Origin of the sequence: Achromobacter sp. DH1f (assembly GCF_000633435.1) — a bacterium.
GTDB classification, from domain to species: Bacteria; Pseudomonadota; Gammaproteobacteria; order Burkholderiales; family Burkholderiaceae_B; genus Achromobacter; species Achromobacter deleyi.
In genome coordinates, this window is sequence record NZ_AYMF01000043.1 from 1 (window position 1) to 23,592 (window position 23,592).

The 23,592-nt window shown below is 66.2% G+C and carries 26 protein-coding genes; 6 read left to right on the forward strand and 20 right to left on the reverse strand.

The window, feature by feature from the left end:
• Positions 1–131 precede the first annotated feature (131 nt).
• The 5 genes from U858_RS0131095 to argB all read right to left on the reverse strand — a co-directional run bounded on the left by U858_RS0131095 (position 132) and on the right by argB (position 5,253).
• Positions 132–1,181 carry an Ldh family oxidoreductase gene (locus U858_RS0131095; protein ID WP_025141014.1) on the reverse strand — a complete coding sequence of 350 codons (1,050 nt, stop codon included), beginning with the start codon at positions 1,179–1,181 and terminating at the stop codon, positions 132–134.
• Positions 1,182–1,193: 12 nt separating this feature from the next.
• The gene (locus tag U858_RS0131100) at positions 1,194–2,687 is read right to left on the reverse strand and encodes a DASS family sodium-coupled anion symporter (protein ID WP_025141015.1); all 1,494 of its coding nucleotides are present in this window, start codon (positions 2,685–2,687) and stop codon (positions 1,194–1,196) included.
• Positions 2,688–2,974: 287 nt separating this feature from the next.
• On the reverse strand, positions 2,975–3,550 hold the full coding sequence (slmA, locus tag U858_RS0131105) for a nucleoid occlusion factor SlmA (protein ID WP_025141016.1): 576 nt from the start codon (positions 3,548–3,550) through the stop codon (positions 2,975–2,977).
• Between the two features lie 54 nt (positions 3,551–3,604).
• Positions 3,605–4,351: a pyrimidine 5'-nucleotidase gene (locus tag U858_RS0131110; RefSeq protein WP_025141017.1), complete on the reverse strand. Its 747-nt coding sequence runs from the start codon at positions 4,349–4,351 to the stop codon at positions 3,605–3,607.
• Positions 4,351–5,253, reverse strand: coding sequence for an acetylglutamate kinase (gene argB / locus U858_RS0131115; RefSeq protein WP_006391819.1), 903 nt, complete (start codon positions 5,251–5,253; stop codon positions 4,351–4,353). Before argB ends, U858_RS0131110 begins: the two co-directional genes overlap by 1 nt.
• 335 nt (positions 5,254–5,588) lie before the next feature.
• On the opposite strand from argB, the gene U858_RS0131120 reads away from it, so the two are divergent.
• The gene (locus U858_RS0131120; RefSeq protein ID WP_025141018.1) at positions 5,589–6,377 is read left to right on the forward strand and encodes a MetQ/NlpA family ABC transporter substrate-binding protein; all 789 of its coding nucleotides are present in this window, start codon (positions 5,589–5,591) and stop codon (positions 6,375–6,377) included.
• 118 nt (positions 6,378–6,495) lie between these two features.
• Here U858_RS0131120 and U858_RS0131125 read toward each other — a convergent pair whose 3' ends face one another.
• The 4 genes from U858_RS0131125 to U858_RS0131140 are packed head-to-tail and all read right to left on the reverse strand — an operon-like array spanning position 6,496 to position 8,830.
• On the reverse strand, positions 6,496–6,990 hold the full coding sequence (locus U858_RS0131125) for a peroxiredoxin (protein WP_025141019.1): 495 nt from the start codon (positions 6,988–6,990) through the stop codon (positions 6,496–6,498).
• Entirely contained in the window at positions 6,987–7,733 is a 747-nt protein-coding gene (locus tag U858_RS0131130) for a BON domain-containing protein (RefSeq protein ID WP_025141020.1), read from the reverse strand. The genes U858_RS0131125 and U858_RS0131130 overlap by 4 nt, the downstream gene beginning before the upstream one ends.
• A complete protein-coding gene (locus tag U858_RS0131135; RefSeq protein WP_025141021.1) occupies positions 7,730–8,323 on the reverse strand; it encodes a phosphoheptose isomerase in 594 nt (197 codons plus the stop codon). Before U858_RS0131135 ends, U858_RS0131130 begins: the two co-directional genes overlap by 4 nt.
• Positions 8,324–8,353: 30 nt before the next feature.
• The gene (locus U858_RS0131140) at positions 8,354–8,830 is read right to left on the reverse strand and encodes a YraN family protein (RefSeq protein ID WP_025141022.1); all 477 of its coding nucleotides are present in this window, start codon (positions 8,828–8,830) and stop codon (positions 8,354–8,356) included.
• Positions 8,831–8,899: 69 nt separating this feature from the next.
• Between U858_RS0131140 and rsmI the strand changes: the two genes are divergently transcribed.
• On the forward strand, positions 8,900–9,829 hold the full coding sequence (gene rsmI / locus U858_RS0131145; RefSeq protein WP_025141023.1) for a 16S rRNA (cytidine(1402)-2'-O)-methyltransferase: 930 nt from the start codon (positions 8,900–8,902) through the stop codon (positions 9,827–9,829).
• 3 nt (positions 9,830–9,832) lie between these two features.
• Positions 9,833–10,465: a methylated-DNA--[protein]-cysteine S-methyltransferase gene (locus tag U858_RS0131150; protein WP_025141024.1), complete on the forward strand. Its 633-nt coding sequence runs from the start codon at positions 9,833–9,835 to the stop codon at positions 10,463–10,465.
• Between the two features lie 4 nt (positions 10,466–10,469).
• On the opposite strand, the gene U858_RS0131155 is transcribed toward U858_RS0131150, so the two are convergent.
• Positions 10,470–11,432 carry a septal ring lytic transglycosylase RlpA family protein gene (locus tag U858_RS0131155; protein ID WP_025141025.1) on the reverse strand — a complete coding sequence of 321 codons (963 nt, stop codon included), beginning with the start codon at positions 11,430–11,432 and terminating at the stop codon, positions 10,470–10,472.
• The gene (gene rapZ / locus U858_RS0131160) at positions 11,429–12,301 is read right to left on the reverse strand and encodes an RNase adapter RapZ (RefSeq protein ID WP_025141026.1); all 873 of its coding nucleotides are present in this window, start codon (positions 12,299–12,301) and stop codon (positions 11,429–11,431) included. Before rapZ ends, U858_RS0131155 begins: the two co-directional genes overlap by 4 nt.
• Before the next feature lie 201 nt (positions 12,302–12,502).
• On the opposite strand from rapZ, the gene U858_RS0131165 reads away from it, so the two are divergent.
• Both U858_RS0131165 and U858_RS0131170 read left to right on the forward strand, forming a co-directional pair.
• Complete coding sequence (locus U858_RS0131165; RefSeq protein ID WP_025141027.1) at positions 12,503–13,258, forward strand: c-type cytochrome; 756 nt, start codon at positions 12,503–12,505, stop codon at positions 13,256–13,258.
• Positions 13,259–13,270: 12 nt separating this feature from the next.
• Positions 13,271–14,554, forward strand: coding sequence for a cytochrome c (locus U858_RS0131170; protein WP_025141028.1), 1,284 nt, complete (start codon positions 13,271–13,273; stop codon positions 14,552–14,554).
• Here the strand turns inward: U858_RS0131170 and U858_RS0131175 are convergent, their stop codons facing one another.
• The 9 genes from U858_RS0131175 to U858_RS0131215 all read right to left on the reverse strand — a co-directional run bounded on the left by U858_RS0131175 (position 14,555) and on the right by U858_RS0131215 (position 22,107).
• The gene (locus tag U858_RS0131175; protein WP_025141029.1) at positions 14,555–15,988 is read right to left on the reverse strand and encodes a PLP-dependent aminotransferase family protein; all 1,434 of its coding nucleotides are present in this window, start codon (positions 15,986–15,988) and stop codon (positions 14,555–14,557) included.
• 22 nt (positions 15,989–16,010) lie between these two features.
• On the reverse strand, positions 16,011–16,937 hold the full coding sequence (gene hprK, locus U858_RS0131180; protein WP_006216298.1) for an HPr(Ser) kinase/phosphatase: 927 nt from the start codon (positions 16,935–16,937) through the stop codon (positions 16,011–16,013).
• A gap of 20 nt (positions 16,938–16,957) precedes the next feature.
• Positions 16,958–17,413 (reverse strand): PTS sugar transporter subunit IIA, encoded by a 456-nt coding sequence (locus U858_RS0131185; RefSeq protein WP_006224727.1) that lies wholly within the window; start codon positions 17,411–17,413, stop codon positions 16,958–16,960.
• Between the two features lie 407 nt (positions 17,414–17,820).
• On the reverse strand, positions 17,821–18,159 hold the full coding sequence (hpf, locus tag U858_RS0131190) for a ribosome hibernation-promoting factor, HPF/YfiA family (RefSeq protein WP_025141030.1): 339 nt from the start codon (positions 18,157–18,159) through the stop codon (positions 17,821–17,823).
• 221 nt (positions 18,160–18,380) lie between these two features.
• Positions 18,381–19,175 (reverse strand): LPS export ABC transporter ATP-binding protein, encoded by a 795-nt coding sequence (lptB, locus tag U858_RS0131195; RefSeq protein WP_025141031.1) that lies wholly within the window; start codon positions 19,173–19,175, stop codon positions 18,381–18,383.
• 33 nt (positions 19,176–19,208) lie between these two features.
• Complete coding sequence (gene lptA / locus U858_RS0131200; protein ID WP_025141032.1) at positions 19,209–19,850, reverse strand: lipopolysaccharide transport periplasmic protein LptA; 642 nt, start codon at positions 19,848–19,850, stop codon at positions 19,209–19,211.
• A complete protein-coding gene (lptC, locus tag U858_RS0131205) occupies positions 19,847–20,479 on the reverse strand; it encodes an LPS export ABC transporter periplasmic protein LptC (protein WP_025141033.1) in 633 nt (210 codons plus the stop codon). The genes lptA and lptC overlap by 4 nt, the downstream gene beginning before the upstream one ends.
• A 33-nt stretch (positions 20,480–20,512) precedes the next feature.
• Positions 20,513–21,121 carry an HAD family hydrolase gene (locus U858_RS0131210; RefSeq protein ID WP_025141034.1) on the reverse strand — a complete coding sequence of 203 codons (609 nt, stop codon included), beginning with the start codon at positions 21,119–21,121 and terminating at the stop codon, positions 20,513–20,515.
• A complete protein-coding gene (locus U858_RS0131215) occupies positions 21,118–22,107 on the reverse strand; it encodes an SIS domain-containing protein (RefSeq protein ID WP_025141035.1) in 990 nt (329 codons plus the stop codon). Before U858_RS0131215 ends, U858_RS0131210 begins: the two co-directional genes overlap by 4 nt.
• 105 nt (positions 22,108–22,212) lie before the next feature.
• Here U858_RS0131215 and purT point away from each other — a divergent pair, with 105 nt between their 5' ends.
• Positions 22,213–23,430 (forward strand): formate-dependent phosphoribosylglycinamide formyltransferase, encoded by a 1,218-nt coding sequence (purT, locus tag U858_RS0131220; protein WP_025141036.1) that lies wholly within the window; start codon positions 22,213–22,215, stop codon positions 23,428–23,430.
• Positions 23,431–23,592: the final 162 nt, after the last annotated feature.

Below are 23,592 nucleotides of genomic sequence, written 5' to 3' on the forward strand. Positions count from 1 at the left end.
GACGGGGTAGTCCGGAGCGAAGGCTCCGGACCGCAATCGTAGCCCCGCCCTTACCGCCCACCAACGCAACAGGCGGCTCAAGAACCCCTGAGCCGCCCGTACAAAACAACCATCAAACCAATACAAAAAACCTACGGCAACGCATCCGCCACACCCAAGTCAGCAGCCAGCGTCTTCAACCCGTCCCAGATGCGGGAGTCGAATTCTAGGGAGTCTGCGTTCAGGGCGCGGTTGCGGGCTTCGTATTCGCCGGGGTATTGGACGCCGTCCACGCCCGGTTGCGGCGGGCAGGCGTGCAGGTAGTCGATGAACGCGCCCACTTCCATTGAGCGCCAGTCCGTATTGAAGTCCACCTGCGGGTCAAGCAGCAGCGCGAACATGTTGTTCGTTGCCACCCCGTTGCGCGGATGTTCCGGTTGGATCGTGCCGCCGCCCGACAGCACGCCGGCCAGCAGTTCCGCCACCAGGCCCATCGCGTAACCCTTGTGGCCGCCGAACGGCAGCAGTGCGCCGGGCGGGTCCGCGAACAGCGCGTTCGGGTCCGTCGTCGGGTTGCCCTGGGCGTCGATCAGCGATCCCGGCGGGGCTTGTTCGCCCTTGGCGGCCAGCACCCGGGCCTTGTTCACGGCGATCGAGCTCGTCGCCATGTCCACGATGAACGGCGGGCGGCCGCCCGGCAGCGGGCCGGCGAAGCACAGCGGGTTTGTCGTCAGGCAGGCGCGGGCGCCGCCGAACGGAGCAACCGTGGGGGCGCGATTGATCACGTTGGTGAAGGCCAGCAGGATCAGGCCCTTGGCCGCCACCATCTCGCCATAGTGGCCCATGCGGCCCAGGTGGTGGCTGCGGCGCAGCGTCAGGATGCACTGGCCGTGTTCCTGCGTGCGTTCGATCGCCTTTTCGATCACGACCTTGCCTACGTGCTGGCCCAGGCCGTTGTGGCCGTCGTATGCCAGCATCGCGCCGCGGTCGTTCAGCAGTTCGGGGCGGCCGTCGGCTTGTGCCAGGCCGTCGCCCAGCACGCGGCGGTAGTTCGTCAGGATCGACAGGCCGTGGCTGGTGTAGCCGACCCGGTCCGATTCCACCAGGTGCTCGGCCACGTCGCGGGCGATGTCTTCCGGCACGCCTTGTGCGACCAGCACGCGGCGTCCGAATTCATTGGCTTGGGCGATAGAGATTTTCATGATGCGGCCTCCTTACAGCCAGCCCAACCAGCGCCAGTAGGTCATGCCCATCAGGATCATCAGCGCGTAGCCGATGATAGTGACCAGGATGCCCACCTTGGCGAACTGCTTGGCATTGAAGGTTTCCGTGCCCAGGCACACCATGTTCTGCGGCGCGTTGATCGGCAGGATGAAGCCGTAGCTCACCACGAAGCCCAGCAGCATCGTCATGCCCAGGCGGCTGAAGTCGCCCGGCAGCGTGGCCAGCACCGAGATCAGGATCGGCAGCATCGCCGAGGTCAGCGCCGTGGCGCTGGCGAAACCCAGGTGGATGATGATCAGGAACGCGGCCAGGATCGCGAAGATCGCCAGCGGTCCCAGGTGGTCCAGGCCCGTGTGTTGCACGACCTGGTTACCCAGCCATTGACCGGCCTGCGTCGTCAGCAAGGCGGTGCCCAGGCTGATGCCCACGCCGAACACGATCACCGTGCCCCATGGGATACGCGATTGCACGTCTTTCCAGGTCATCACGCCAAAGCGCGGCAGCATCAACAGCACCAGGCCGAAGTAGGTGGTCGAGGTCGTGTCGAAGCTGTGCAGCTTGCCTTCGGTGGACCAGAACAGCAGCAGCATCACCGACACCGCCATCAGGCGCTTTTGCGCGCCGGTCATGGGGCCCAGTTCAAGCAGCGATTTTTCGACGGCTTCCTTGCCCCCCGCGATGCTGTCGCTTTCCGGCGGCAGCAGCTTGAGCACGATGATGATCAGCACGGCCGACATGATCAGCGACCACGGTGCGCCGGCGATCAGCCAGTCCGACCAGGCCACGCGCTGGCCCAGCATCTTTTCCATGAAGCCGACCGTCAGCAGGTTCTGCGCGGCGGCGGTCTGGATGCCGACGTTCCAGATGCTGGTGGCCTGCGCCACGATGATCATGATGCCGGCGGCGATGTTCGAGCGCTTGTCTACGCCGAATGCGGCGATGACACCCATCATGATGGGCACCACGGCGGCGCTGCGGGCAGTGGCGCTGGGCACCACCAGGCTCAGCACGATCGTCACTGCGATACATCCGATCAGAATGCGACGCGTGCTGGTGCCGACCTTGGACAGGGTCACCAGCGCGATGCGCCGGTCCAGTCCGGTGAACGTCATGGCCGCGGCAATGAACAGCGCGCCGGTGACGAGCGCCAGCGCCGAGTTGGCAAAGCCCGTCAGCGCCATGCTGATGGCGGCGGACGTGCCGTACAGCACGCCCGGGTCTTTGATTGTCGGAGCCGTGCCCAGCAGGAAGGCCATCAGCGTCGTGATCATGATCGCGCTGGCTTCGTAGGACACGGCTTCGGTAATCCAGACCACCACCGCGAATGCCAGGATGGCCAGCATGCGGTGGCCGGCGACCGGCAGGTCTGCCGGCAACGGCAGCATCAGCACGCCGATCATCACGATGAAGCCGGCGATGAGTCCGATTGGGATTTTTGCTTTCTTTGGGGCTTGCGAGGCAGGGACAGCGGCTGGCGCAGTCATATCCATCTCCGGTTGAGGTCAAACTGACGGCACATCGCAACCAGGCCTGGGGCGTGATCAAAGCGAAGTGCCGACGCTACAGAATGATCGTGACGGCATTAAGGAAAACCCGTATTGATATGGGTCAAACCGGTGGAGAATCGCGCTTGTGGAAAACCCATCCCGCGCATTATGCTCGTCCGCCCGCGTTGGTCGCAAGCGTGAGATTGTTGCATAATTAAAATCAAATAGCCCGGTGGTGGGCGGCAACAAGCGTTTAATTCGTTCGTGTTATGAAATGACGGGTGTCAGCCCAGCGCCAGACGCAACTGTTCGTCCAGGTGCAGCGTGGGCGCAACGCGCCAGCCGCTTTGGGCGTAGCGCAGCCAACGGCCCAGCACCAGGTGCGTCAGCAGGCTGGCATGCGCCGCCACATTGGCCTCGGGCGGCAGGCCGCCGTCGGTGACGGCGATGCGCAGCGATTGCTTGAGCGACGCCTCGATGCGGTCGTTGATGTGGTTGATGCGTTCTTGCAGGCGGTTGTCTTCGGTGACCAGGGCGTCGCCGGTCAGCACCCGCGTCATGCCCTTGTTGCGTTCCGAGAAGGTCAGCAGCATCGACACCGTCTTGTGGGCTTGCGACAGGCCGTAGGGCTCGGCGGTCGCGATCTGGTTCACCAGCGTGAAAATGCTGGTTTCGATGAATTCGATCAACCCTTCGAACATCTGCGCCTTGCTGGCGAAGTGCCGGTACAGCGCGGCTTCGGAGACTTGCAGCCTGGCAGCCAGCGCGGCAGTGGTGATGCGCGACGCGTGCGGCTGCTCCAGCATCTCGGCCAGGGTCTGCAGAATCTGGGTCTTGCGCTCGCCGGGTTTGCTCGCCATGGACGGGTCTGGTCTTACGCAGGCTGACGGTGGATGAGAAGAGGGCGCCGGCCGCTATCCCCGCAAGGGACGCCGGCGCAACAGCAAATCACTGACGGAGTTTACCCGCAAGTCGACGTAAGCCGGCCGCTGCGAACGGCCGCGTGCGAACGGTGTGCCGGGGTGGAAAACGTGCACCGTGCGCAGCCCCGCCTGGCGTGCGCCGCGCAGGTTGGCCAGGGTGTCTTCCACCAGCACGGCCTGGCGCGCCGGCACGCCTTCGCGGGCCAGCACGTAGCGCAGCAGCGCGGGCGAGGGCTTGGGGCGGAACTCGCCGTGCAGGCGCATGTGTTCGATGGCCCACAGGCTGTCGAACTGGCGCAGGATGCCCAGGCGGCGCAGCACCGCGCGCGCATAGTGCAGCGGCGCGTTGGTCAGCAGCACTTTGCGACCGGGTAGCTGGCGCAACTTGTAGGCCAACCCCTTTTCGGCGCGCACCAGCGGATTCACATCGAAGTCGTGGCTGCGGTGCAGGAAGGCGTGGGGGTCCACGCCATGGTTGCGCACCATGCCGATCATGGTGGCGCCGTAGCGCTTCCAGTATTGCTTGCGTACCTGGTTGGCTGTGTCGACGTCGACGCCCAGCGCCTCGACCACCGCCAGGGTCATGCCCTGGTCGATGCGCGGAAAGATCGCGTGGGAGGTGTCGTGCAGCGTGTTGTCCAGGTCGAACAGCCACAGGCGCCCGGGGGCGCCCGTGGCCGTACGACGCGAGCGGCGCTGGCGCACCGCCGGCCGCAGCAGGGTGCGCTGCGCTCGCATCAATGCGAGCTGATCATCGTGCCAACGCCTTGGTCGGTCAGGATTTCCAGCAGCAGGCAGTGCGGCACGCGGCCGTCGACGATGTGCACCGAGTTGACGCCGTTCTTGGCGGCGTCCAGCGCGGACGAGATCTTGGGCAGCATGCCGCCCGAGATCGTGCCGTCGGCGAACAGTTCGTCGATGGTCTGGGCCGACAGGCTGCGCAGCAGCTTGCCTGCCTTGTCCAGCACGCCCGGGGTGTTGGTCAGCATCAGCAGCTTTTCGGCGCCCAGCACTTCGGCCATCTTGCCGGCGACGACGTCGGCATTGATGTTGTAGGCCGTGCCGTCTTCGCCGTAACCGATGGGCGAGATGACGGGGATGAACTGGTCGTCCTGCAAGGCCTTGACCACGGCCGGTTCGACCAGCGTGATGTCGCCCACGAAGCCGATGTCGATCGGTTCAGCGGGGTTTTCCTTGTTGGCCATCAGCTTTTTCTGCGCCTGGATCAGACCGCCGTCCTTGCCGGTCAGGCCCACGGCCTTGCCGCCGACCTCGTTGATCATCATGACGATGTCTTGCTGGACCTGGCCGCCCAGCACCCACTCGACCACTTCCATGGTCTCGGCGTCGGTGACGCGCATGCCCTGGATGAAGGTGCCTTGCTTGCCGATGCGGCGCAGCGCGTCGTCGATCTGCGGACCGCCGCCGTGCACCACCACCGGATTCAGACCCACCAGCTTGAGCAGCACCACGTCATGCGCAAAACTGCGCTGCAATCGCTCTTCCGTCATGGCGTTGCCGCCGTACTTGACCACGATGGTTTTGCCGTGGAATCGTCGGATGTAAGGCAGCGCTTCGGAAAGCACCGCGGCTTTGACAGCAGGAGACGAGACGGCAGCAGGGTCGGGGGTGTCGGTCATGGCAGCTAAGTCGGCAATAAGTAGAGTATGAAAGTTAGAGGTTGGAAGCCCGCGCGCCGCTGGCGGCGCGATGGCGTTGCCCCCCGAGGGGGCGTAGGGTCCCGCAGTAAAAAATGCCTGCACAGGAACGCGTCGGGACGCGGTAGCGCAAGCATACGACGGATTGTAGACCCCACAGGTTCCTTATGCTTTAAACCCATGTTTATATGCCCGACAAATAACCGGCATTCGGGTAAATTGGGGGCGTTTTCACAACGGAGCGCCCCTCACAAGGGGGCATCTCCCCACCCGGCTGGGCATATGCCCCCAATTTCTACCTATAAAAGAGGCAACTCATGCGTTTGAATTTCGTCCGCTCTGCCCTGGTGGCGTCGGCCCTCCTGGTGTCGGCCACCGCCGCCCACGCTGAAAAGATCGTGGTGGGCGCCACCCAGGTCCCCCACGCGGAGATCCTGGAAGTGGTCAAGCCCCAGCTCGCCAAGGAAGGCGTGGACCTGGATATCAAGGTCTTCAGCGACTACGTGCAGCCCAACCTGCAATTGGCAGACAAGCAGCTGGATGCGAACTTCTTCCAGCACAAGCCCTACCTGGACAGCTTCAACAAGGACCGCAAGGCCACGCTGGTGCCGGTCGCCCTGGTGCACGTCGAACCCTTCGGCGGCTACTCCAAGAAGATCAAGAGCCTGGCCGAGCTGAAGGACGGCGCCACCGTCGCCATCCCGAACGACCCGTCCAACGGCGGCCGTGCGCTGGTGCTGCTGCAAAAGCAGGGCGTCATCAAGCTGAAGGACCCGTCCAACATCCTGGCCACCGCCGCCGATGTGGTCGAGAACCCCAAGAAGCTGAAGTTCCGCGAACTCGAGGCCGCCATGCTGCCGCGCTCGCTCGATGACGTCGACCTGGCCCTGATCAACACCAACTACGCGCTGGAAGCCGGCCTGGTGCCGACCAAGGACGCGCTGTTCATCGAGGGCGCCGATTCGCCCTACGCCAACGTGCTGGTGACCCGCTCGGACAACAAAGACGCGCCCGGCATCAAGAAGCTGGTCAACGCGCTGCACTCGGCCGAGGTGAAGAAGTTCATCCAGGAGAAGTACAAGGGCGCAGTGGTTCCGGCGTTCTGATACGCCGCAAGGCCTGATCCCGTTGTTGAAGCCGCCCGCTTGCCGGGCGGTTTTCTTTGTCACAGGCTAAAAAAAACCGCCCGGCAAACGGGCGGCTTCTGTTGCGATCGGGGCAGGGTCAGCCTGCCGCCAATGCCTTTTCGACGGTGGCGTGGAATTCGGCCACGTCGTATTCGCCCAGATAACGCTTGATGACGTGTCCCTTCTTGTCGATCAGGAACGCCGTGGGCGTCAGGCGGATGTCGCCGAAGGCGCGGGCGATGTCGCCCTTGGTGTCCAGCGCCACCGGGAAGGGCAGCTTGCGGCTTTCGGCGAAGTTCAAGACGAAATTAGGCGGGTCGTAGTTCATGGCGACCGCAATGGCCTCGTAGCCCTTGCCGGCGTATTCGTTATAGGCCGAGATGGTCTCCGGCATCTGCTTGACGCAGGTGACACAGCTGGTGGCCCAGAACTTCACCAGCACCACCTTGCCGCGCAGGTCCTGCATCGAGAAGGTCTTGCCTTCGAGCGTGGTGAAGGTGACGTCGGGTGCGGTTTGCGCCGGCCGCATGACGAACCAGGCGCCAATGCCGACCGCCACGAGGACGGCCAGGGCTACGATGGCTTTTTTCATTTGATGGGCATGGCTTCTACGGCGCTGCCACCGCTGGGCGCGGGAGCGCTGCCGCTGCTGCTGGCTGCGCCCGAGCTGTTCTCGATGGGGGCCTTGGTTTCAGTGGAGTTCGACTTGTTGCTGTTCGACAGGCGAATGGCTTCTTCGCGGCTGATGGTTTCGAACAGTTTTACCACCTTTGCGACGCCGCCGACATCGGCTGCGGCGTTGGCGGCGTAGTCGCCTTCGGCCTGGGTCAGCTTGCCCATCAGGTACACGACGCTGTGGTCGGTGGTCAGGGCGATGGTGCCCGACGGCACGTACTTGGTGTTGATCAGCGCCGTCTTGACCTTGGAGGTCAGCCAGGTGTCGTTCGAGCGGACGCCGAACGAGGCGATCGGGCCGACATTGAGCTGGTTGACCACCTGCTTCACGTTTTCGACGCCCTGGGCGATGGCGGTGGCCTGCGACTTGGCTTCTTCGGTGGGCACGTCGCCGGTCAGCAGCAGATGGCCGCCGTAAGCCATGGCATTGACGCGGGCGGTGTCGCCCAGCTTCTGGGAGATCTGGCTCTGGGCCTTGAAGGCCATGTTCTGGTCTTCGAGCTGGATGCCCGAGGTGCGCCGGTCGGTCACGACCACCGCCGTGGTGGCGGCAGCGCCGCCCACGATCAAGGGCGCGCAGGCCGACAGCGACAGCGCGGCGCCGGACAGGGCGGCGGCAAGCAGCAGGGGGCGGGCGGCGGTTCGGACGTCAGGAATCATTCGGTGTCTCCAAGCAGAAGAGCGTCAATGCCGTCGCAAAGCGCGTGCAGCAGCAGTATATGGACTTCCTGGATGCGCATCGTGCGATCGCTGGGAACACATAGATGGACGTCCATCGGCGTAATGAGTTCCCCCATGACGCCGCCGCCCTTGCCGGTCAAGGCCAGCACATGCATTTCGCGGCTGGCCGCGGCTTCCATGGCGCGGACCACATTGGGCGAATTGCCGCTGGTGGAAATGGCCACCAGCACGTCGCCGGCCTGGCCGAAGGCGTTGACCTGGCGTTCGTAGATCTCGTCGAAGCCGTAGTCGTTGCCCACGGCGGTCAGGATGGAGGTGTCGGTGTTCAGGGCGATGCCGGCCAGGGGCAGGCGCTCGCGTTCGAAGCGGCCCACCAGTTCGGCGATGAAATGCTGGGCGTCGGCAGCGGAACCGCCGTTGCCGCAAGCCAGAATCTTGCCGTTGTTGGCCAAGGCGCCGAATAGCACGTCCACCGCCACTGCCAGCGGTTCGGCCAGGACGTTCATACTTTGTTCGCACGCAGCCATGGCGTCGCGAAAGTGCGACGTCATACGAGAGGTCATATCCATGGGCGCGATTATCTCACGCGCCAGCAAAAATCAGCCCAGCTCGAATGCGGCGCGCAGCCACTGGACCTGGCCGCCCTCGAAGAGCACGGCGTCGAAGCGCACGGCGGGCGGGGTGCCGCCCCAATGGCGCCGGGTCAGTTCCGGCAGCCAGTGGGCCGCGGCGCGGGCCAGCCGCGCCTGCTTGGCCCGGTCGATGCTCGCGGCGGCCCCGCCAAAGGCGCCTGCCTGCCGCGAGCGGACTTCGACGAAGACCAGGATGTCGCCCTCGCGCATCGCCAGGTCGATTTCCCCCGCGCGGCAGGCCAGGTTGCGGGCCAGCAGGGCCAAGCCGCCCGCCAGCAAGAGACGCAGCGCCGCGTCTTCGTGGCCATCGCCCGTGCGTTGGCGCGGCGAGCGCCGTGCGGGCGGCCGGTCGGGCGGATTGGGGCGCCGGGCGCTGCGACGGCGGCGCTTGTCGGCGCGCTGGCGGATGGCCAGGGCCAGTTCGAAGGCAAGGGTGTCATCCATCAGGCGGGTTCCGGAAACGGGCGTCGATGGCGGCTACACTGGCATGGTTTTCCGTGTAAGCAGGCAGCAATGAATCAAAATGTCTCACCCCCGGTGGCCGGCGATGCCTGGACCCGCGTCGCTGAACGCGTGGCCGGCCAGCATTGGCCCGCGCAGGCGCTGTATGTGGTGGCCACACCGATCGGCAATCTGGGCGACCTGGGGCTGCGCGCCTGGCACGCGCTGCAGCGCGCCGACGTGATCGCGGCCGAAGACACCCGCGCCAGCCGCACCTTGCTGGACGCCTGGGGGGTCACGACCCCCTTGATGGCCGCCCATCGCCACAACGAGGCCGCGGCGGCGCAGGCCATCTGCGAACGCCTGGCGCAGGGCCAGCGCGTGGCGCTGGTGTCCGATGCGGGTGCGCCCGCCGTCAGCGATCCTGGCGCCCGCGTGGTGCGCGCGGTGCGCGAGGCCGGTTTCACCGTCGTGCCCGTGCCGGGCCCCAGCGCCGTGATCACGGCGCTGATGGGCAGCGGGGTCACCACGGATGAAAATCCCGCCTATGCCTTTGCCGGCTTTCCGCCGTCCAAGGCCGTCGCCCGCCAGCGTTGGCTGCGCAGCTGGTGTGCGCTGCCCGCACCGGTGGTGATGTTCGAATCGCCGCACCGCCTGGCGGCCACGTTGGCCGATCTGCTCGAGGTCTGCGGCCCCGAGCGTCACCTGACTGTCGCGCGCGAGCTGACCAAGCGCTTCGAGGAAATCGCCACGTTCACGCTGGGCGAGGCCGCGGCCTGGCTGGCGGCCGATTCGCACCGCGAGCAAGGCGAGTTCGTGCTGATCGCGCATGCCCGGCCCGGCCAAGAGGCCGACGACGAGGCCGACCCGCGCACCGACGCGTTGCTGGACGCCTTGCTTGAAACGCTGTCCCTGCGCGATGCTTCCAAGGTCGCGGCCAAGGTCACCGGCCTGCCGCGGGACGTTCTGTACAACCGGGCCCTGTCCCGCAAGAATTCGTAAGACATGGTTTACACAGCTGTCGCTCCCAAGCGTTCCGGCCAACCCGACGAACGCATCGTCTATCGCGATATCCCCACGCCGTTGGGTGAAATGCGCCTGGTCGCCAGTGCCAAGGGCCTGCGCGGCGCCTGGTTCACCGACCAGACGCTGCTGCCCTCGGCCGAGGGGTGGGTCCGCGTGGACGCCGATCCCATCCTCGAGCAGGCGCGCCGCGAGCTGGACGAGTGGTTTGCCGGCCAGCGCCGCGACTTCGACGTGGCGCTCGACCCGGTCGGCACGCCGTTCCAGCATGAAGTGTGGCGCGCGCTGTGCGCCCTGGATTTCGGCCAGCTGGCCAGCTATGGCGAACTGGCGCGCACGGTGGGCCGCCCCAAGGGCGCACAGGCCATCGGCGGCGCGGTGGGGCGCAATCCCATCATCATCATCATTCCGTGCCACCGCGTGATTGGCGCCGACACCTCGCTCACGGGCTTCGGCGGCGGCTTGCCGCGCAAGCAGGCATTGCTGGAACACGAGGGCAGCCGCTATCTCAGCCGCAACCCGCGCGCGCGCCGGGTCTGCGACGGCCAGGTCGAACTGCCGTTCGAGCCGCCGGCCTTCGACTGGCCGCGGGCGCAGCAGGCCCGCGACGCCTGACGGTCTATTGCGCCGCGATGCTGGGCGTGATGCCGATGCGGTCTGAGACGAGCTGCACCGCATTCATGGCGCTCTGGCGATCAGGGTAGGGCCCGATCTTGACGCGGTACAGGTTGTTGGATTGTTCGACGCTGGCGGGCGGCGCACCCTCGGTGCCCAGCTGCGTATTGATGCGGCTGACCAGCGACTGCGCATTGGCCGGCTGGCTGAAAGCACCCACCTGTAGGTAGACGCTGCCAATGCCGCCCGCGGCCGGCTGGCGTACAGGCGCGCTGCCTGGCGCGGGCGCCGGTTGCTGAGCCAGCGGTTGCGGGTCCAGCGAGATGGGCGCGGCGGCCACGGGCGTGGCCACCGGCGTGGAGCCGATGGCCGACGCGGGCGTCGCCGCCGGTGCGCCCGATGAGGCCAGGCGGCGAATCTCGTCTTGCGGGATGCTCTCGACCACGACCTGGCCGCTGCCCGGTCCGATGATGCCCAGCTTGTAGGCCGCCACGTACGACAGATCCATGATGCGGTCGCTGTGGAACGGGCCGCGGTCGTTGACGCGCACGATGATCGTCTTGCCGTTGACCAGGCTGGTGACCCGCGCGTAGCTGGGAATCGGCAACGTGGTGTGCGCGGCCGTCATGGCGTACATGTCGTAGGCTTCGCCGATCGACGTCGAGTTGCCATGGAATTTCTTGCCGTACCACGACGCAATGCCTTGCCGCTTGTACGGCTGGCCGGTGGTGTCGGGCACGTAGCGCTGGCCGAACACCACGTACGGACGGTTGGCGCCGCTGGCGTAGGGCTCGATGCGCGGCACCGCGTCCGGCACCTGGTCCAGGTTGGACGGCGGGTTGGCGTCCGGGCCGTCGTCTTTGTAGTACCCGCCGCCTTTCTTGCGGCCTCCGGTGGAAGAGCAGCCGGCCACGGCAATGGCCAGCAACAGCATCATCAGGAACGTCAGCGGGCGGGGCAGGGTCATGCGGATTCGTCGGGCAGTTGGGTGCGATGGCGCACCAGCAGCGGGTCGTGGTCGGCAAAGCGCTTGGCGAGCTGTTCGACCACGTAGACCGAACGATGCTGCCCGCCGGTGCAGCCGATGGCGACCGTCAGGTAATTGCGGGTGTCTTGGGTGTATTGCGGCAGCCAGCGGTTCAGGAAGCCGGCGATGTCGTCGATCATCTGCCCCACCTGGTCGTAACCGGACAGCCAGGTCGCGACGGGCTCGTCGCGGCCGGTCAGCGGACGCAGGTTGCGGTCGTAATAGGGGTTGGGCAGGCAGCGCACGTCGAACACCAGGTCTGCGTCGCGCGGCACGCCGCGCTTGTAGGCGAACGATTCGAAGGTCAGCACCAGCGGGGCGCGATCGGCCTGGATCAGGTCGCGAATCCAGGCGCGCAACTGACCCGGGGTGAGTTCCGACGTGTCGATGACGTGTTCCTGCTCGCGCAGCGGCGCCAGCAGTTCGCGTTCCAGTGCGATGCAGTCGGTCAGCGACGGAGCGGTGCCGCCGCGTTGCAGGCGGTCGGTCAGGGGATGGCGGCGGCGTGATTCCGAATAGCGCTGCACCAGGGTGTCGGTGCTGGCATCCAGGAAAACCACGCGCAGGCTGGTGCCCATGGCGCGCAAGGCGGTGACGACGTCGGGCAGTTCGGCCAGTTCGCCGGGGGACCGAACGTCAATGGCGACCGCCACGCGTTCCAGGCCGTCGTCGCGGGCGTTGGCGATGAATTCGGTCAGGAACCGGACGGGCAGGTTGTCGACGCAGGTATAGCTGGCGTCCTCGAGCATGCGCAGGGCGACGGATTTGCCTGAGCCTGATATGCCGGTTACGAGGACGACTTTCAACATGGACATGATTGTGGCACGCTTTTCCAGGACGATGCCGGCGGGTTGGCATCTGATATGGCCGTAAACTGCAAATCTGCGCCTGTACCGGTCAGTACGCCCTGACGTAAGCTCGGGCATCCGCACAAGAGAGATTCACCTACGCGCCCCGCCGTCATGCGCCTTGGGGGGGTTGGAATTTGACTTAGTGTTAACTGGTCCTAGATGTTAGCCCTCATTTCCTTTTGTAGTGTTTCACTGCCGCGGCATTGGGCAAAATCCCGCCTGTTGGCCGCCGCGCTTGTCGTGTTTGCGACAGCGCCCGCGATGGCCCAGGACACCGCGCCATCGCTGCAGCCGGGCACAATGCAGGCCCGCGTGGCAGCCTGTACGGCCTGTCACGGTGCGCAGGGCCGGGCTGGCGCCGATGGCTACTACCCCCGCCTGGCGGGCAAGCCCCAGGAATATCTCTATCACCAACTGCTGAATTTCCGCGACGACCGCCGTCAGTACCGGCCGATGGCGCACCTGCTGGCGGGCCTGCCGGATGCCTATCTGCATGAAATGGCGGCCTACTTTGCAGGCCAGCATGTGCCCTATCCGCCGCCCGCGCGCGTGGACGTCCCCGGCGCCACCTTGGAGGCCGGACGCAGGCTGGCCCTGTCCGGCGACGCTGCCCGTGGCCTGCCGGCCTGTGCGTCCTGTCATGGCGCGTCCTTGGGCGGGTTGCTACCCGCCATTCCCGGCTTGTTGGGCCTGCCGCGCGACTACATCAGTTCGCAGATCGGCAGCTGGAAAAGCGGCCAGCGCCGCGCCGCCACGCCTGATTGCATGGCCGACATCGCCAACAAGCTCACGCCCGAAGACATCGGCGCCCTGACGGCGTGGCTGTCGTCGCAACCGGTTGCCGACACCTATGGCCCCGAGCCCGCCGGCTCTCTGCACCTGCCCGCCGAATGCGGCAGCCAGGCGCAACGGTAACGGGGGCGCACGATGACATTGATGAAACGAATCCTGGGGTCCCTGTTGGCGCTGATCGTGGTGGTGATGGGCGCCCTGTATTGGCTGGGCACGCGCGATGACACCAGCACAGGTCCTGCCGCAGCGCCGTCCGACCCGCAGCAGCGGATCGAGCGCGGACGCTACCTGGCGCTGGCCGGCAATTGCGTGGCCTGCCACACCGCTCGCGGCGGCCCGGCCTATGCGGGGGGCACACCCATTCCCACGCCGTTCGGCACCCTTTACGGGCCCAACATCACCCCCGACGACAAGACCGGCATCGGCGCCTGGAGCGCCGACGATTTCTGGCAAGCCCTGCACAATGGCAAGTCGCGCGACGGCACGTTGCTGTATCCCGCCTTTCCGTACACCGAATACACCCGTGTGAGCCGCGCGGATGCCGATGCGCTGTTCGCCTACCTGCGCACCGTCACGCCGGTCAACCAGGCCAATCGGCCGCCTGAGCTTGATTTCCCGTATGACCAGCGCATCTTGCTGGCGGCGTGGCGCGCGCTGTATTTCAAGCCTGGCGCGCTGGAGCCCGATGCCGGTCAATCCGAGCAATGGAATCGCGGCCGCTACCTGGTCGAAGGCGTGGGCCACTGCGCGGCCTGTCACGCGCCGCGCAACAGCCTGGGCGCGACCCGTCCGGCCGACGGCCTGACCGGCGGTGTGATTCCGGGGCTGGAATGGTATGCGCCACCCCTGACCAACGACCCGCGCGCCGGGTTGGGGCGTTGGTCCGCCCAAGACATCGCCGACCTCCTGCAAACCGGCATCGCGGCGCATTCCAGCGCCAGTGGTCCGATGGCCGAAGTGGTGCTGGGCAGCACGCAGCACCTGACGGATGAAGACGCGCTGGCGATGGGGGTGTATCTCAAGTCGTTGCCGGACACGCCGGCGTCTACCGCTGCGTCCGCCGCGCCTGTGTCGGCCGCGGCCATGGAACTGGGGGGCAAGATCTACCGCCAGCAATGCGTGCAGTGCCACCAGGCCGCAGGCGAGGGCAGCGCGGGCGCCTGGCCTGCGTTGGCCGGCAACCCCACCGTGACCGCGCCATCGCCCGTCAATGCCATCCGCATCGTGCTCGACGGCGGCTTTGCGCCCGCCACGGCGGCCAACCCTCGTCCGCACGGCATGCCGCCTTTCGGCCAAATGCTGAACGACAACGACATCGCCATGCTGGTGTCCTACATCCGCAACAGTTGGGGCAACGCGGCGGGCGGGGTGACGTCGCTTGAGGTCAAGCGCGCACGGGCCGCGGCAACCCGTAACTGATCAGCGCGACCGCGTGGCCTGGCTGCAGGCCGCGCGGGCCATTTCGCCCAGGATGCGAATGGCATCGTCCTGGCCTGGGTCCCACGGGTGTCCGTAGTTCAGGCGCAGCGCATTGCCGAACTGGCCGCTGGCCGAGAAGATCGGGCCCGGCGCCACGCTGATGCCGCGCGCCAACGCCTGCCGATGCAGCGCCAGCGCATCGACGGCAGCAGGCATTTCCAGCCACAGGAAGAAGCCGCCTTGCGGCCGCGTCACTCGGGTGCCCGCCGGAAATTCGCGGGCGATGGCGTTGGCCATCAAGTCCTGCTGGGCCTGCAAGGTCTCGCGCAGCCGCCGCAGGTGACGGTCGTAACCGCCTTGCTCCAGGTATTCGGCGATGGCGCCTTGCGCGGGGCTGGACGCCGATAGCGTGGACGACAGCTTCAGGCGCTGCACGCGTTGCGTGTAGCGCCCCGCGCTGGCCCAGCCAATGCGGTAGCCCGGTGCCAGGCATTTCGAGAACGACGAGCAGTGCAGCACCAGGCCCTGGGTATCAAAGGCCTTGGCGGGTACGGGGCGCGTCGCGCCGAAATACAGCTCGCCGTAGACGTCGTCTTCGATCAGCGCAATGTCATGGCGCGTCAGCAGCTCGACCAACTGGCGCTTCTTTTCGTCGGGCATCAGGCTGCCCAGCGGATTCTGGAACTGCGTCATCAGCCAGCAGGCCTTGGGCGCATGGCGCGCGATGGCAGCCTCCATGGCGCCCAGGTCTACGCCCGTGCGTGGATGCGTGGGCACTTCCAGCGCTTTCAGCCCCAGGCGTTCCAGCGCCTGCAAGGCACCATAGAAGGTTGGCGCTTCGACGATGACCGTGTCACCGGGCTGCGTGACCGCTTGCAGGCAAAGATTCAGCGCTTCCAGCGCGCCGTTGGTGATCACGATGTCGCTGGCCGGCACGTTGATGCCCGCGATCAGGTAGCGCAGCGCGATCTGCCTGCGCAGGCCCGGGTTGCCCGGCGACAGGTCTTCCATCGTGGCCAATGGGTCCTGGCGCTTCAGGTGCGCGGCCATGGCCTGGGCCAGCCGCGGCAAGGGAAACAGCAGCGGCGATGGAAATGCCGAGCCCAGCGGCGTGACGTCGCGGTTGCGCACCGAATCGAGGATGTCGAAGATGCGTTCGCTGATCGCCAGTTCGGTGGATTCGCCGTCGGGGCAGGATGTGTCAGGCTCGGGCGGCAGGCTGTCGCTGCGCGTGTTGACGTAGTAGCCGGAGCGGGGGCGGGCGCGGATCAGGCCGCGCGCTTCAAGCAGGTAATAGGCCTGGAACACGGTCGACGGGCTGACGCCGCGGCTGGCGCAGGCATCGCGCACCGACGGCAGCTTGTCGCCCACGCGCAGGACGCCATCGCGGATCGACTGGGCGATTTCGTTGGCGAGTTTTTCGTAGAGGCTCACGGGGCCGCTGGGCGACGCGCGTTTACTTGCTGCTTTGCAGGATCGCCATGGCTTGGCGTTCCATGAATTCGCCCAGGGTGTCGATGCCGCGCAGCTTCAGGATGGTGTTGCGCACGGCGGCCTCGACCAGCACCGCCAGGTTGCGGCCGGCGGCCACTTGCAGCATGACCTTGCGCACGGGCAAGCCCAGCATGTCCTGGGTGATGTCCTGCAGCGGCAGGCGTTCGAACTTGTCCTGTGCGGTCGCGCGCACCAGGTGCACGATCAGCTTCAGGCGCATCTTGCGGCGTACCGAGGTCTCGCCAAAGATGGTGCGGATGTCGAGCAGGCCCAGGCCGCGCACTTCCAGCAGGTTCTGCAGCAGTTGCGGACAGTGGCCTTCGATCATGTTGGGCGCGGTGCGCGAGAATTCCACCGCGTCGTCGGCCACCAGGCCGTGGCCGCGGGAAATCAGTTCCAGCGCCAGTTCGCTCTTGCCCAGGCCCGATTCGCCGGTGATCAGCACGCCCAGGCCCAGCACGTCCAGGAACACGCCATGCACGGTGGTGGTGGGCGCCAGCTTCTTGCCCAGGTAGATGCGCAGCAAGTCGATCAGTTGCGCGGCGGCAACCGGCGTGGAAAGCAGCGGCACCTGGTGCTGGTCGCATTGATCGACCAGGTCTTGCGGCGGCGTCAGGCCGTCGGCCAGCAAGATGGCCGGGACGCCGCCGATCAGCAGCTCGTCCATGTGGTGCATGCGGCGGCGCAGGTCGAAGCGGGTGTAGTACGCCAGCTCTTCCTGGCCGAACACCTGGATGCGCGAGGGGTGGATCAGGTTCAGGTGACCCACCAGGTCCGCGGCTGCCATGCCGTCATCGGGAATTGCGCGGTCTGCGGCCCCTTGTCCGGAAATCCAGTTGAAGGGGATTTTGTCGGCGTTGTCGTCGACGAGTTCCTGCACCGTAAGCATGGCAGCGTTTCCGCGAGGGGTCAGAGTTGGCCGGTGGTGAGCATCTTGTGGACGATGGCCGGATCGGCCTCCGTGGCCAGCGCCTCGCGCAATGCCTTGTTGGACATCAGCTGCGCCAGTTCGGCCAGGATATCCAGGTGCTGTTGCGTGGCGGTTTCCGGCACCAGCAGACAGAGCAGCATCGAAACGGGCTGGCCGTCGGGTGCGTCGAACGTGATGGGCTGCGCCAGGCGGATGAACGCGGCCAGGGCTTGTTCCAGGCCCTTCACGCGGCCATGCGGCACCGCGACGCCCTGGCCCAGGGCGGTCGAACCCAGGCGCTCACGTGCGAACAGGCTGTCGAACACGAGCGCGCGCGCCAAGCCATGGTTGTTTTCAAAGAGAAGGCCAGCCTGTTCGAACGCGCGCTTCTTGCTCGTGGCGAGCATATCGAGGACGACGTTGCCGGCGGGAAGGATGCGCGACAAATGATTCATCGGACCATTATAGGGTTATATGATGCACTGCAAAAATGCCGGGCCAGGATGCCTTGCGCGGCGGGCTTCGAGTGGCCCGGCTCGGCGCATGCCAGGGCGGATGGGCCCCGGGGCGAGAGCGACAGCATAGACCGATCGCGGCGCGTTGTGGGCATTCTCGTGCACCCGCTCGCAGTCCGGGCCGCAAAGTGCGGCGATTTCACGGACAGGCAGGGCGAATCGGATCCGTCGACGCACGTCGAGAATCGGGGACAAAAGATGTGGGCAAATCAGGGGAGGGGGACTGCGGGAGGGGAGTTTGCCGATGCCCCGGCTGGACGAATCGTCTAGCGGGACACCGGGACTTAGGCAGGATTCAGGAATCGCTGTTTAGCTTGGCTCGCACGGCGAGCGGGTCATGAAGCGCGTTACTGCTGGGGTGGCGAGAGACTCGCCGCTTGCCGCTTCACGGACTCTGCCGTGTGACTTCGTACCTTGTCCTTGTGCTTGATGACCTGACGGTCGACTTTGTCAGCAAGAAGGTCTATCGCTGCGTAGAGATTTTCATCGGTTGCTTCACAATGAATATCCTTGCCGCTAAGACGCATGGTGATTTCGGCTCTGTGCCGCAGGGGCTCTACTGAGAGCATGACCTGGGTATCGATGACGTGATCGAAATGCCGCAGCACTCGCGCCAATTTGTTCATGACATATTCCCGGATGGCCGGGGTGACGTCGAGGTGACGACCGCAGATGCTCAGGTTCATAGTGTGCTCTCCTTCTAAAAGAGGAAAAAATGGTGCGCAAAATGCGCGGTGGGGTCGTTAGGCGTTCTCCTTGTTTGAGAGGGTTCGTTTAGTACTAGTGTATAGACTCGGGCCGATAAAACAAGCTGACCTAGCGCAAGTTCATGGCATTTTTATGGCGGATTCCCAGGGGGCGCTCCCAGGGAGCCACGAAGGGCCCTAGGGCTTTCCCCAGGGGCTTGTTACATGCGGAAGTGCTCGCCCAGGTAGACGCGCCGCACGGCCGGATCGCCGACGATTTCGTCGGGGTGGCCGTCGGTCAGGACCTTGCCTTCGCTGATGATGTAGGCGCGGTCGCAGATGCCGAGCGTTTCGCGCACGTTGTGGTCGGTGATCAGCACGCCGATGCCGCGACCCTTCAGGAAGCGCACGATGCGCTGGATTTCGATCACCGCGATGGGGTCTACGCCGGCAAAGGGTTCATCCAGCAGGATGAAGCGCGGGCTGGTGGCCAGCGCACGGGCGATTTCCACGCGACGGCGTTCGCCGCCCGACAGCGAGATGGCGGCGTTGCTGCGGATATGGCCGATCTGCAGTTCTTCGAGCAGCAGTTCCATCTGCTCGTTGATCTTGGGCGTGGACAGCGGGCGGCCATCAGGCCCCAATTGCAGTTCAAGCACTGCGCGGATGTTCTGCTCGACCGTCAGGCGGCGGAACACCGAGGCGTCCTGCGGCAGGTACGACAGCCCCATGCGGGCGCGCTTGTGGATCGGCATGGCGGTGATGACCGAGCCGTCGATTTCAATGCGGCCGGCGTCGGCCGGCACCAGGCCCACGATCATGTAGAAGCTGGTGGTCTTGCCGGCGCCGTTGGGACCGAGCAGACCGACCACTTCGCCGCTGACCACGGACAGGGACACGTCCTGCACCACGGTGCGGCCGTTGTAGGTCTTGCGCAAGCCGGTTGCGCGCAGGCTGCCCTGCTTGACGCCCGAAGGGGCGGAGGTCACAGGAGTCTGCACAGAGGGTTGGTTCATCGTGGCTGCGTATGGTGGTGCATGGGAGGCGCTTTAGCGCCCTTTCTTTGATTCTTGCTGCTTGCGGCATTCGGCCACTGCAGCATCGGACTTGGCGCGCGGTTCGGCCACCGAACGGACCCGACCGCCCGCGGCGGCCGAATTCGGGCCGCCCTGGGCTTCGTAGGTGCCGCTCTTTTCGTTGTAGCGTACCCGTTCCCCGCGGATGGTGTCGAAAGGCTTGCCACAGACGTAGCGCACGACCACGGCCTGGCCGATCAGGTCGAACGTGCTCTTGGTGCCGTCGTATTCGGCGCGCAGGCCCTTGCCTTCGATCAGCTCGAAGGTCTCGGGGCGTTCCTGGCGGATGGTCACGACCTTGCCCTTGTTCGCCGTGGCGGTGCCGTACTGATTGCCGGCGGCGTCTTCGCGCATTTCGAGCACGTCGGAGGTCAGCGTCATCAGGCCGCGCGTCATGTTGACGTTGCCGGTGAAGACGCTTTGCTTCTTGACGTCGTCGTAGTGCAGGGTGTCCGACAGGATCGTGGTGGTGGGTTCCTCGGCGGGCGCGGCCTTGGCCGTGCTCGCGGCCGGCTTGGGGTCGGCCGCAAGCGCCGGCGCAACCGCCGATGCCATCAGCAGCACCGCGCCCAGCAGGCGCGTGGTGGGGGCAATGCGAATCCGAAGGTCGGTCATGGTTTCTTCTGGTCAGAGGTGTTGGCAGGCGTCTCGGTCTGGCGGCGCGACTTGTTTTCCGTGCCGGCGATCTCCACGTCGGTGGAGGCCGATACCTGCAGTTGGCGTGTCTTGTTGTTGTAGTGCATGCCCTTGCCGTTCATGCGCGAGCGTCCCTTGATGACCTCGGCCGGCAGGTCGGTATAGACCACGTCGTCGTCGGGCAGCAGGATGAGCTGCTGGCTGCGCACGTCCAGCACGTCGTTGTTGGCGTCGGGCTGGCGGTGCACATGGGCGTCGCCATTCATGACGATGCGCTTGCCACCCTGTTCCATGACGGCGGTCTTGGACACGCCCACGGTGATCGGGTTGGCCTCGCGCTGGCCAATGGCTCGCGGCTGGGTGATGTGGTACGAGTCGTCGTCCGGGAAATGCTCGGCGTATTCGCCTTCCAGGCGGTTGATCGGACGGCCGGTGGGGTCGGTGCGCAGCATCACGAAATTGCGCGACCACGCGTCCATTTCGTGCGTGACGCGGCGCGGCGGATCCGTCTGGATGGCGCGCTGCGCGTAGTCGGCCGCCCAGTACGTGCTGGCGACAAGCACCAGCAGCAGGAACAGCGCGATCAGGGAAGGAAAACGATCTTTCATCAGGTCTGCCGGTCAGGGCGTAGTTAGGGGCGCTTACTGGATGGCGCCCGGGCCGAGCAGGCCCGGCGCCGCCAGGAAGCCGCCCAGGCGGCCTTGCGAGGCCAGCACCAGGTCGCAGCATTCGCGCACCGCGCCGCCGCCGCCCGGTTGCGTGGCGATCCAGTGGGCCGCCTGGCTGACGTAGCCCGGCGCGTTCGGCACGCTGGCGGCAAAGCCGGCGCGTTGCATGGCCGGCAGGTCGATGATGTCATCGCCCATGTAGCCGGTCTGGTTCAGTTGGACCGCGCTGCGCTGTGCAAGTTCGGCCAGCGCCGCGCCTTTGTCGCGCACGCCCTGCATGACTTCGGAAATGCCCAGTTCGGCTGCGCGGCGCGCCACGATGGGGCCGGAACGGCCGGTCATCAGCGCCACCTTCAGGCCGCCTTCCATCAGCAGGCGCAGGCCGTGGCCGTCCAGCGCATGGAAGCGTTTCAGCGCTTCGCCGGTTTCGCCGTAGTACAGGCTGCCGTCGGTCAGGACGCCATCCACATCGAAAACCATCAGGCGCACGGCGGCGGCGCGTTCGCGCACGGCCGGGGTGATACGGGCCAGGACCAGCGCTTCGGCCGGGTGGGTGATCGAAGGAGGAAGGGTCATAGTCATACCACTTTGGCTGCCATCAGGTCGTGCATGTGCAGGGCGCCGAGCAGGGCGCCATCGGCGTCCAGCACCAGCATGTGATTGAGCCGCTGGTCGTCCATCTGGCGGGCGGCCTCGACGGCCAGCGCATCCGGATTGACGCTGCGGGGGGACCGGGTCATGCCTTCGTCGACCGTCAGGCTGCGGATGTCGCCGTAGCGCGCGATCAGGCGGCGCAGGTCGCCGTCGGTGAAGATGCCCAGCGGGCGGTGTTGCGCATCGGTGACCACGGTCATGCCCATGCCTTTGGCGGACATGACTTCCAGTGCCTGCGACACCGGCGTACCCGCTGCCACGATGGGCAGGGCGTCGCCCAGGCGCATGACGTCACGCACATGGGTCAGCAGGCGGCGACCCAGCGCGCCGCCGGGATGCGAGCGGGCGAAGTCCTGCGGGCCGAAGCCGCGGGCTTCCAGGCAGGCCACGGCCAGGGCGTCGCCCAGGGCCAGGGCCGCGGTGGTGCTGGCGGTGGGCGCCAGGTTCAGCGGGCAGGCTTCCTGCGCCACGCTTGCGTCCAGGTGGACGTCGGCCAGGCGGGCCAGTTCGGATTGCGGGTTGCCGGTGATGGCGACCAGACCCGCGCCCATGCGGCGCGCCACCGGCAGGATGGTCAGCAATTCCTGGCCGGAGCCGGAATACGAAATGGCGATCAGGACGTCGTCGCGGGTGATCATGCCCAGGTCGCCGTGCACGGCCTCGGCGGCATGCACGAAGAAGGCGGGCGTACCCGTGGACGCCAGCGTCGCGGCGATCTTGCGGGCGACATGGCCGGTCTTGCCGATGCCGCTCACGACCACGCGGCCGCGGCAGGCCAGCAGCATGGCGACAACCTGCGCGAAACTGTCGTCCAGGCGGGCAGACAGGTCGAGGATGCCCTGGCTTTCGATTTGCAGCGTCCGGCGCGCAGATGCCAGCGCGGTGTCGGACGATGTGGTGGGATGGTCGGTCATCAGGGGATTTTAATATCAGGTTGCGGGTTTGCCCCGGGCAGGGGGGTATGGCATCCTGGCGGCTCTTTTATCCGGCTATCAATCTTTCCTTTCCAGGCCCGCTCCATGTCCAGCATTCCCAGCCCCGTCCTTGGCACGCCCCTGTCCCCCTTGGCCACCCGAGTCATGCTGCTCGGATCGGGCGAATTGGGCAAAGAGGTCATCATCGCCCTGCAAAGGCTGGGCGTGGAAGTGATTGCGGTGGACCGGTATGCGGACGCGCCAGGCCACCAGGTGGCGCACCGCGCCCATGTGGTGTCGATGACGGACCCGGAAGCCCTGAAACGGGTCATCCAGCAAGAGCAGCCGCACGTTATTGTCCCCGAAATCGAGGCCATTGCCACCAGTTTGCTGGTGGAACTGGAATCGGCGGGCGTGGTGCGGGTCACCCCGACCGCCCGGGCGGCCCAACTGACCATGAACCGCGAAGGCATCCGCCGCCTGGCGGCCGAGACCCTGGGCCTGCCGACCTCGCCCTACCGTTTCGTGGATACCGAGGACGAACTGCGCCAGGCCATCGACGGCGGCATCGGCTATCCGTGCGTCATCAAGCCGGTCATGTCCTCGTCGGGCAAGGGCCAGTCGGTCATCAAGAGCGTGGACGACGTCGCGACCGCCTGGCGCTATGCCCAGGAAGGCGGTCGGGTGGGCGGGGGCCGCGCCATTGTCGAAGGCTTCATCCGCTTCGACTACGAAATCACCCTGCTGACCGTGCGCGCCCGTGGCGCGGACGGCCAGGTCGAGACCCGCTACTGCGAGCCCATCGGCCACAAGCAGGTCGACGGCGACTACGTCGAAAGCTGGCAGCCGCATCCGATGTCGCCCGCCGCGCTGGAGCGGTCGCGCGATATCGCGCTGGCGGTCACGTCCGAGCTGGGCGGCCTGGGCATCTTCGGCGTCGAGCTGTTCGTGGCCGGCGACCAGGTCTGGTTCTCGGAAGTCAGCCCGCGGCCGCACGATACCGGCATGGTCACCATGATCACCCAGGCCCAGAACGAATTCGAGCTGCACGCCCGGGCCCTGCTGGGCCTGCCGGTGGACACCTCGCTGCGCCAGCCTGGCGCCAGCAGCGTCATCTACGGCGGCGTCGATGCGCAGGCCGTGTCGTTCCACAACGTGGCGCAGGCGCTGGCCGAGCCGGGCACCGACATCCGCCTGTTCGGCAAGCCGGAATCCTTTGTCCGCCGCCGCATGGGCGTGGGGCTGGCCGTGGCCGAAGACGTCGCCGCCGCCCGCGCCAAGGCCAAGCGCGTATCGGCCGCCGTGACCGTCAAGGCCGGCTGACCTTTCCTTTGCCGGGCGCCGCGATGGCGCCCCGCAGTTGCGATACCTCGCCACCCGCCTGACCGGCGGGTGGCTTTTTTTCGTCGTGAGATTGCAACAGGAAGGCTCTAATTTGCAGGGGCGAACGGCGTATTCACCTGCGCTTGCGGCAATACCCCGTTC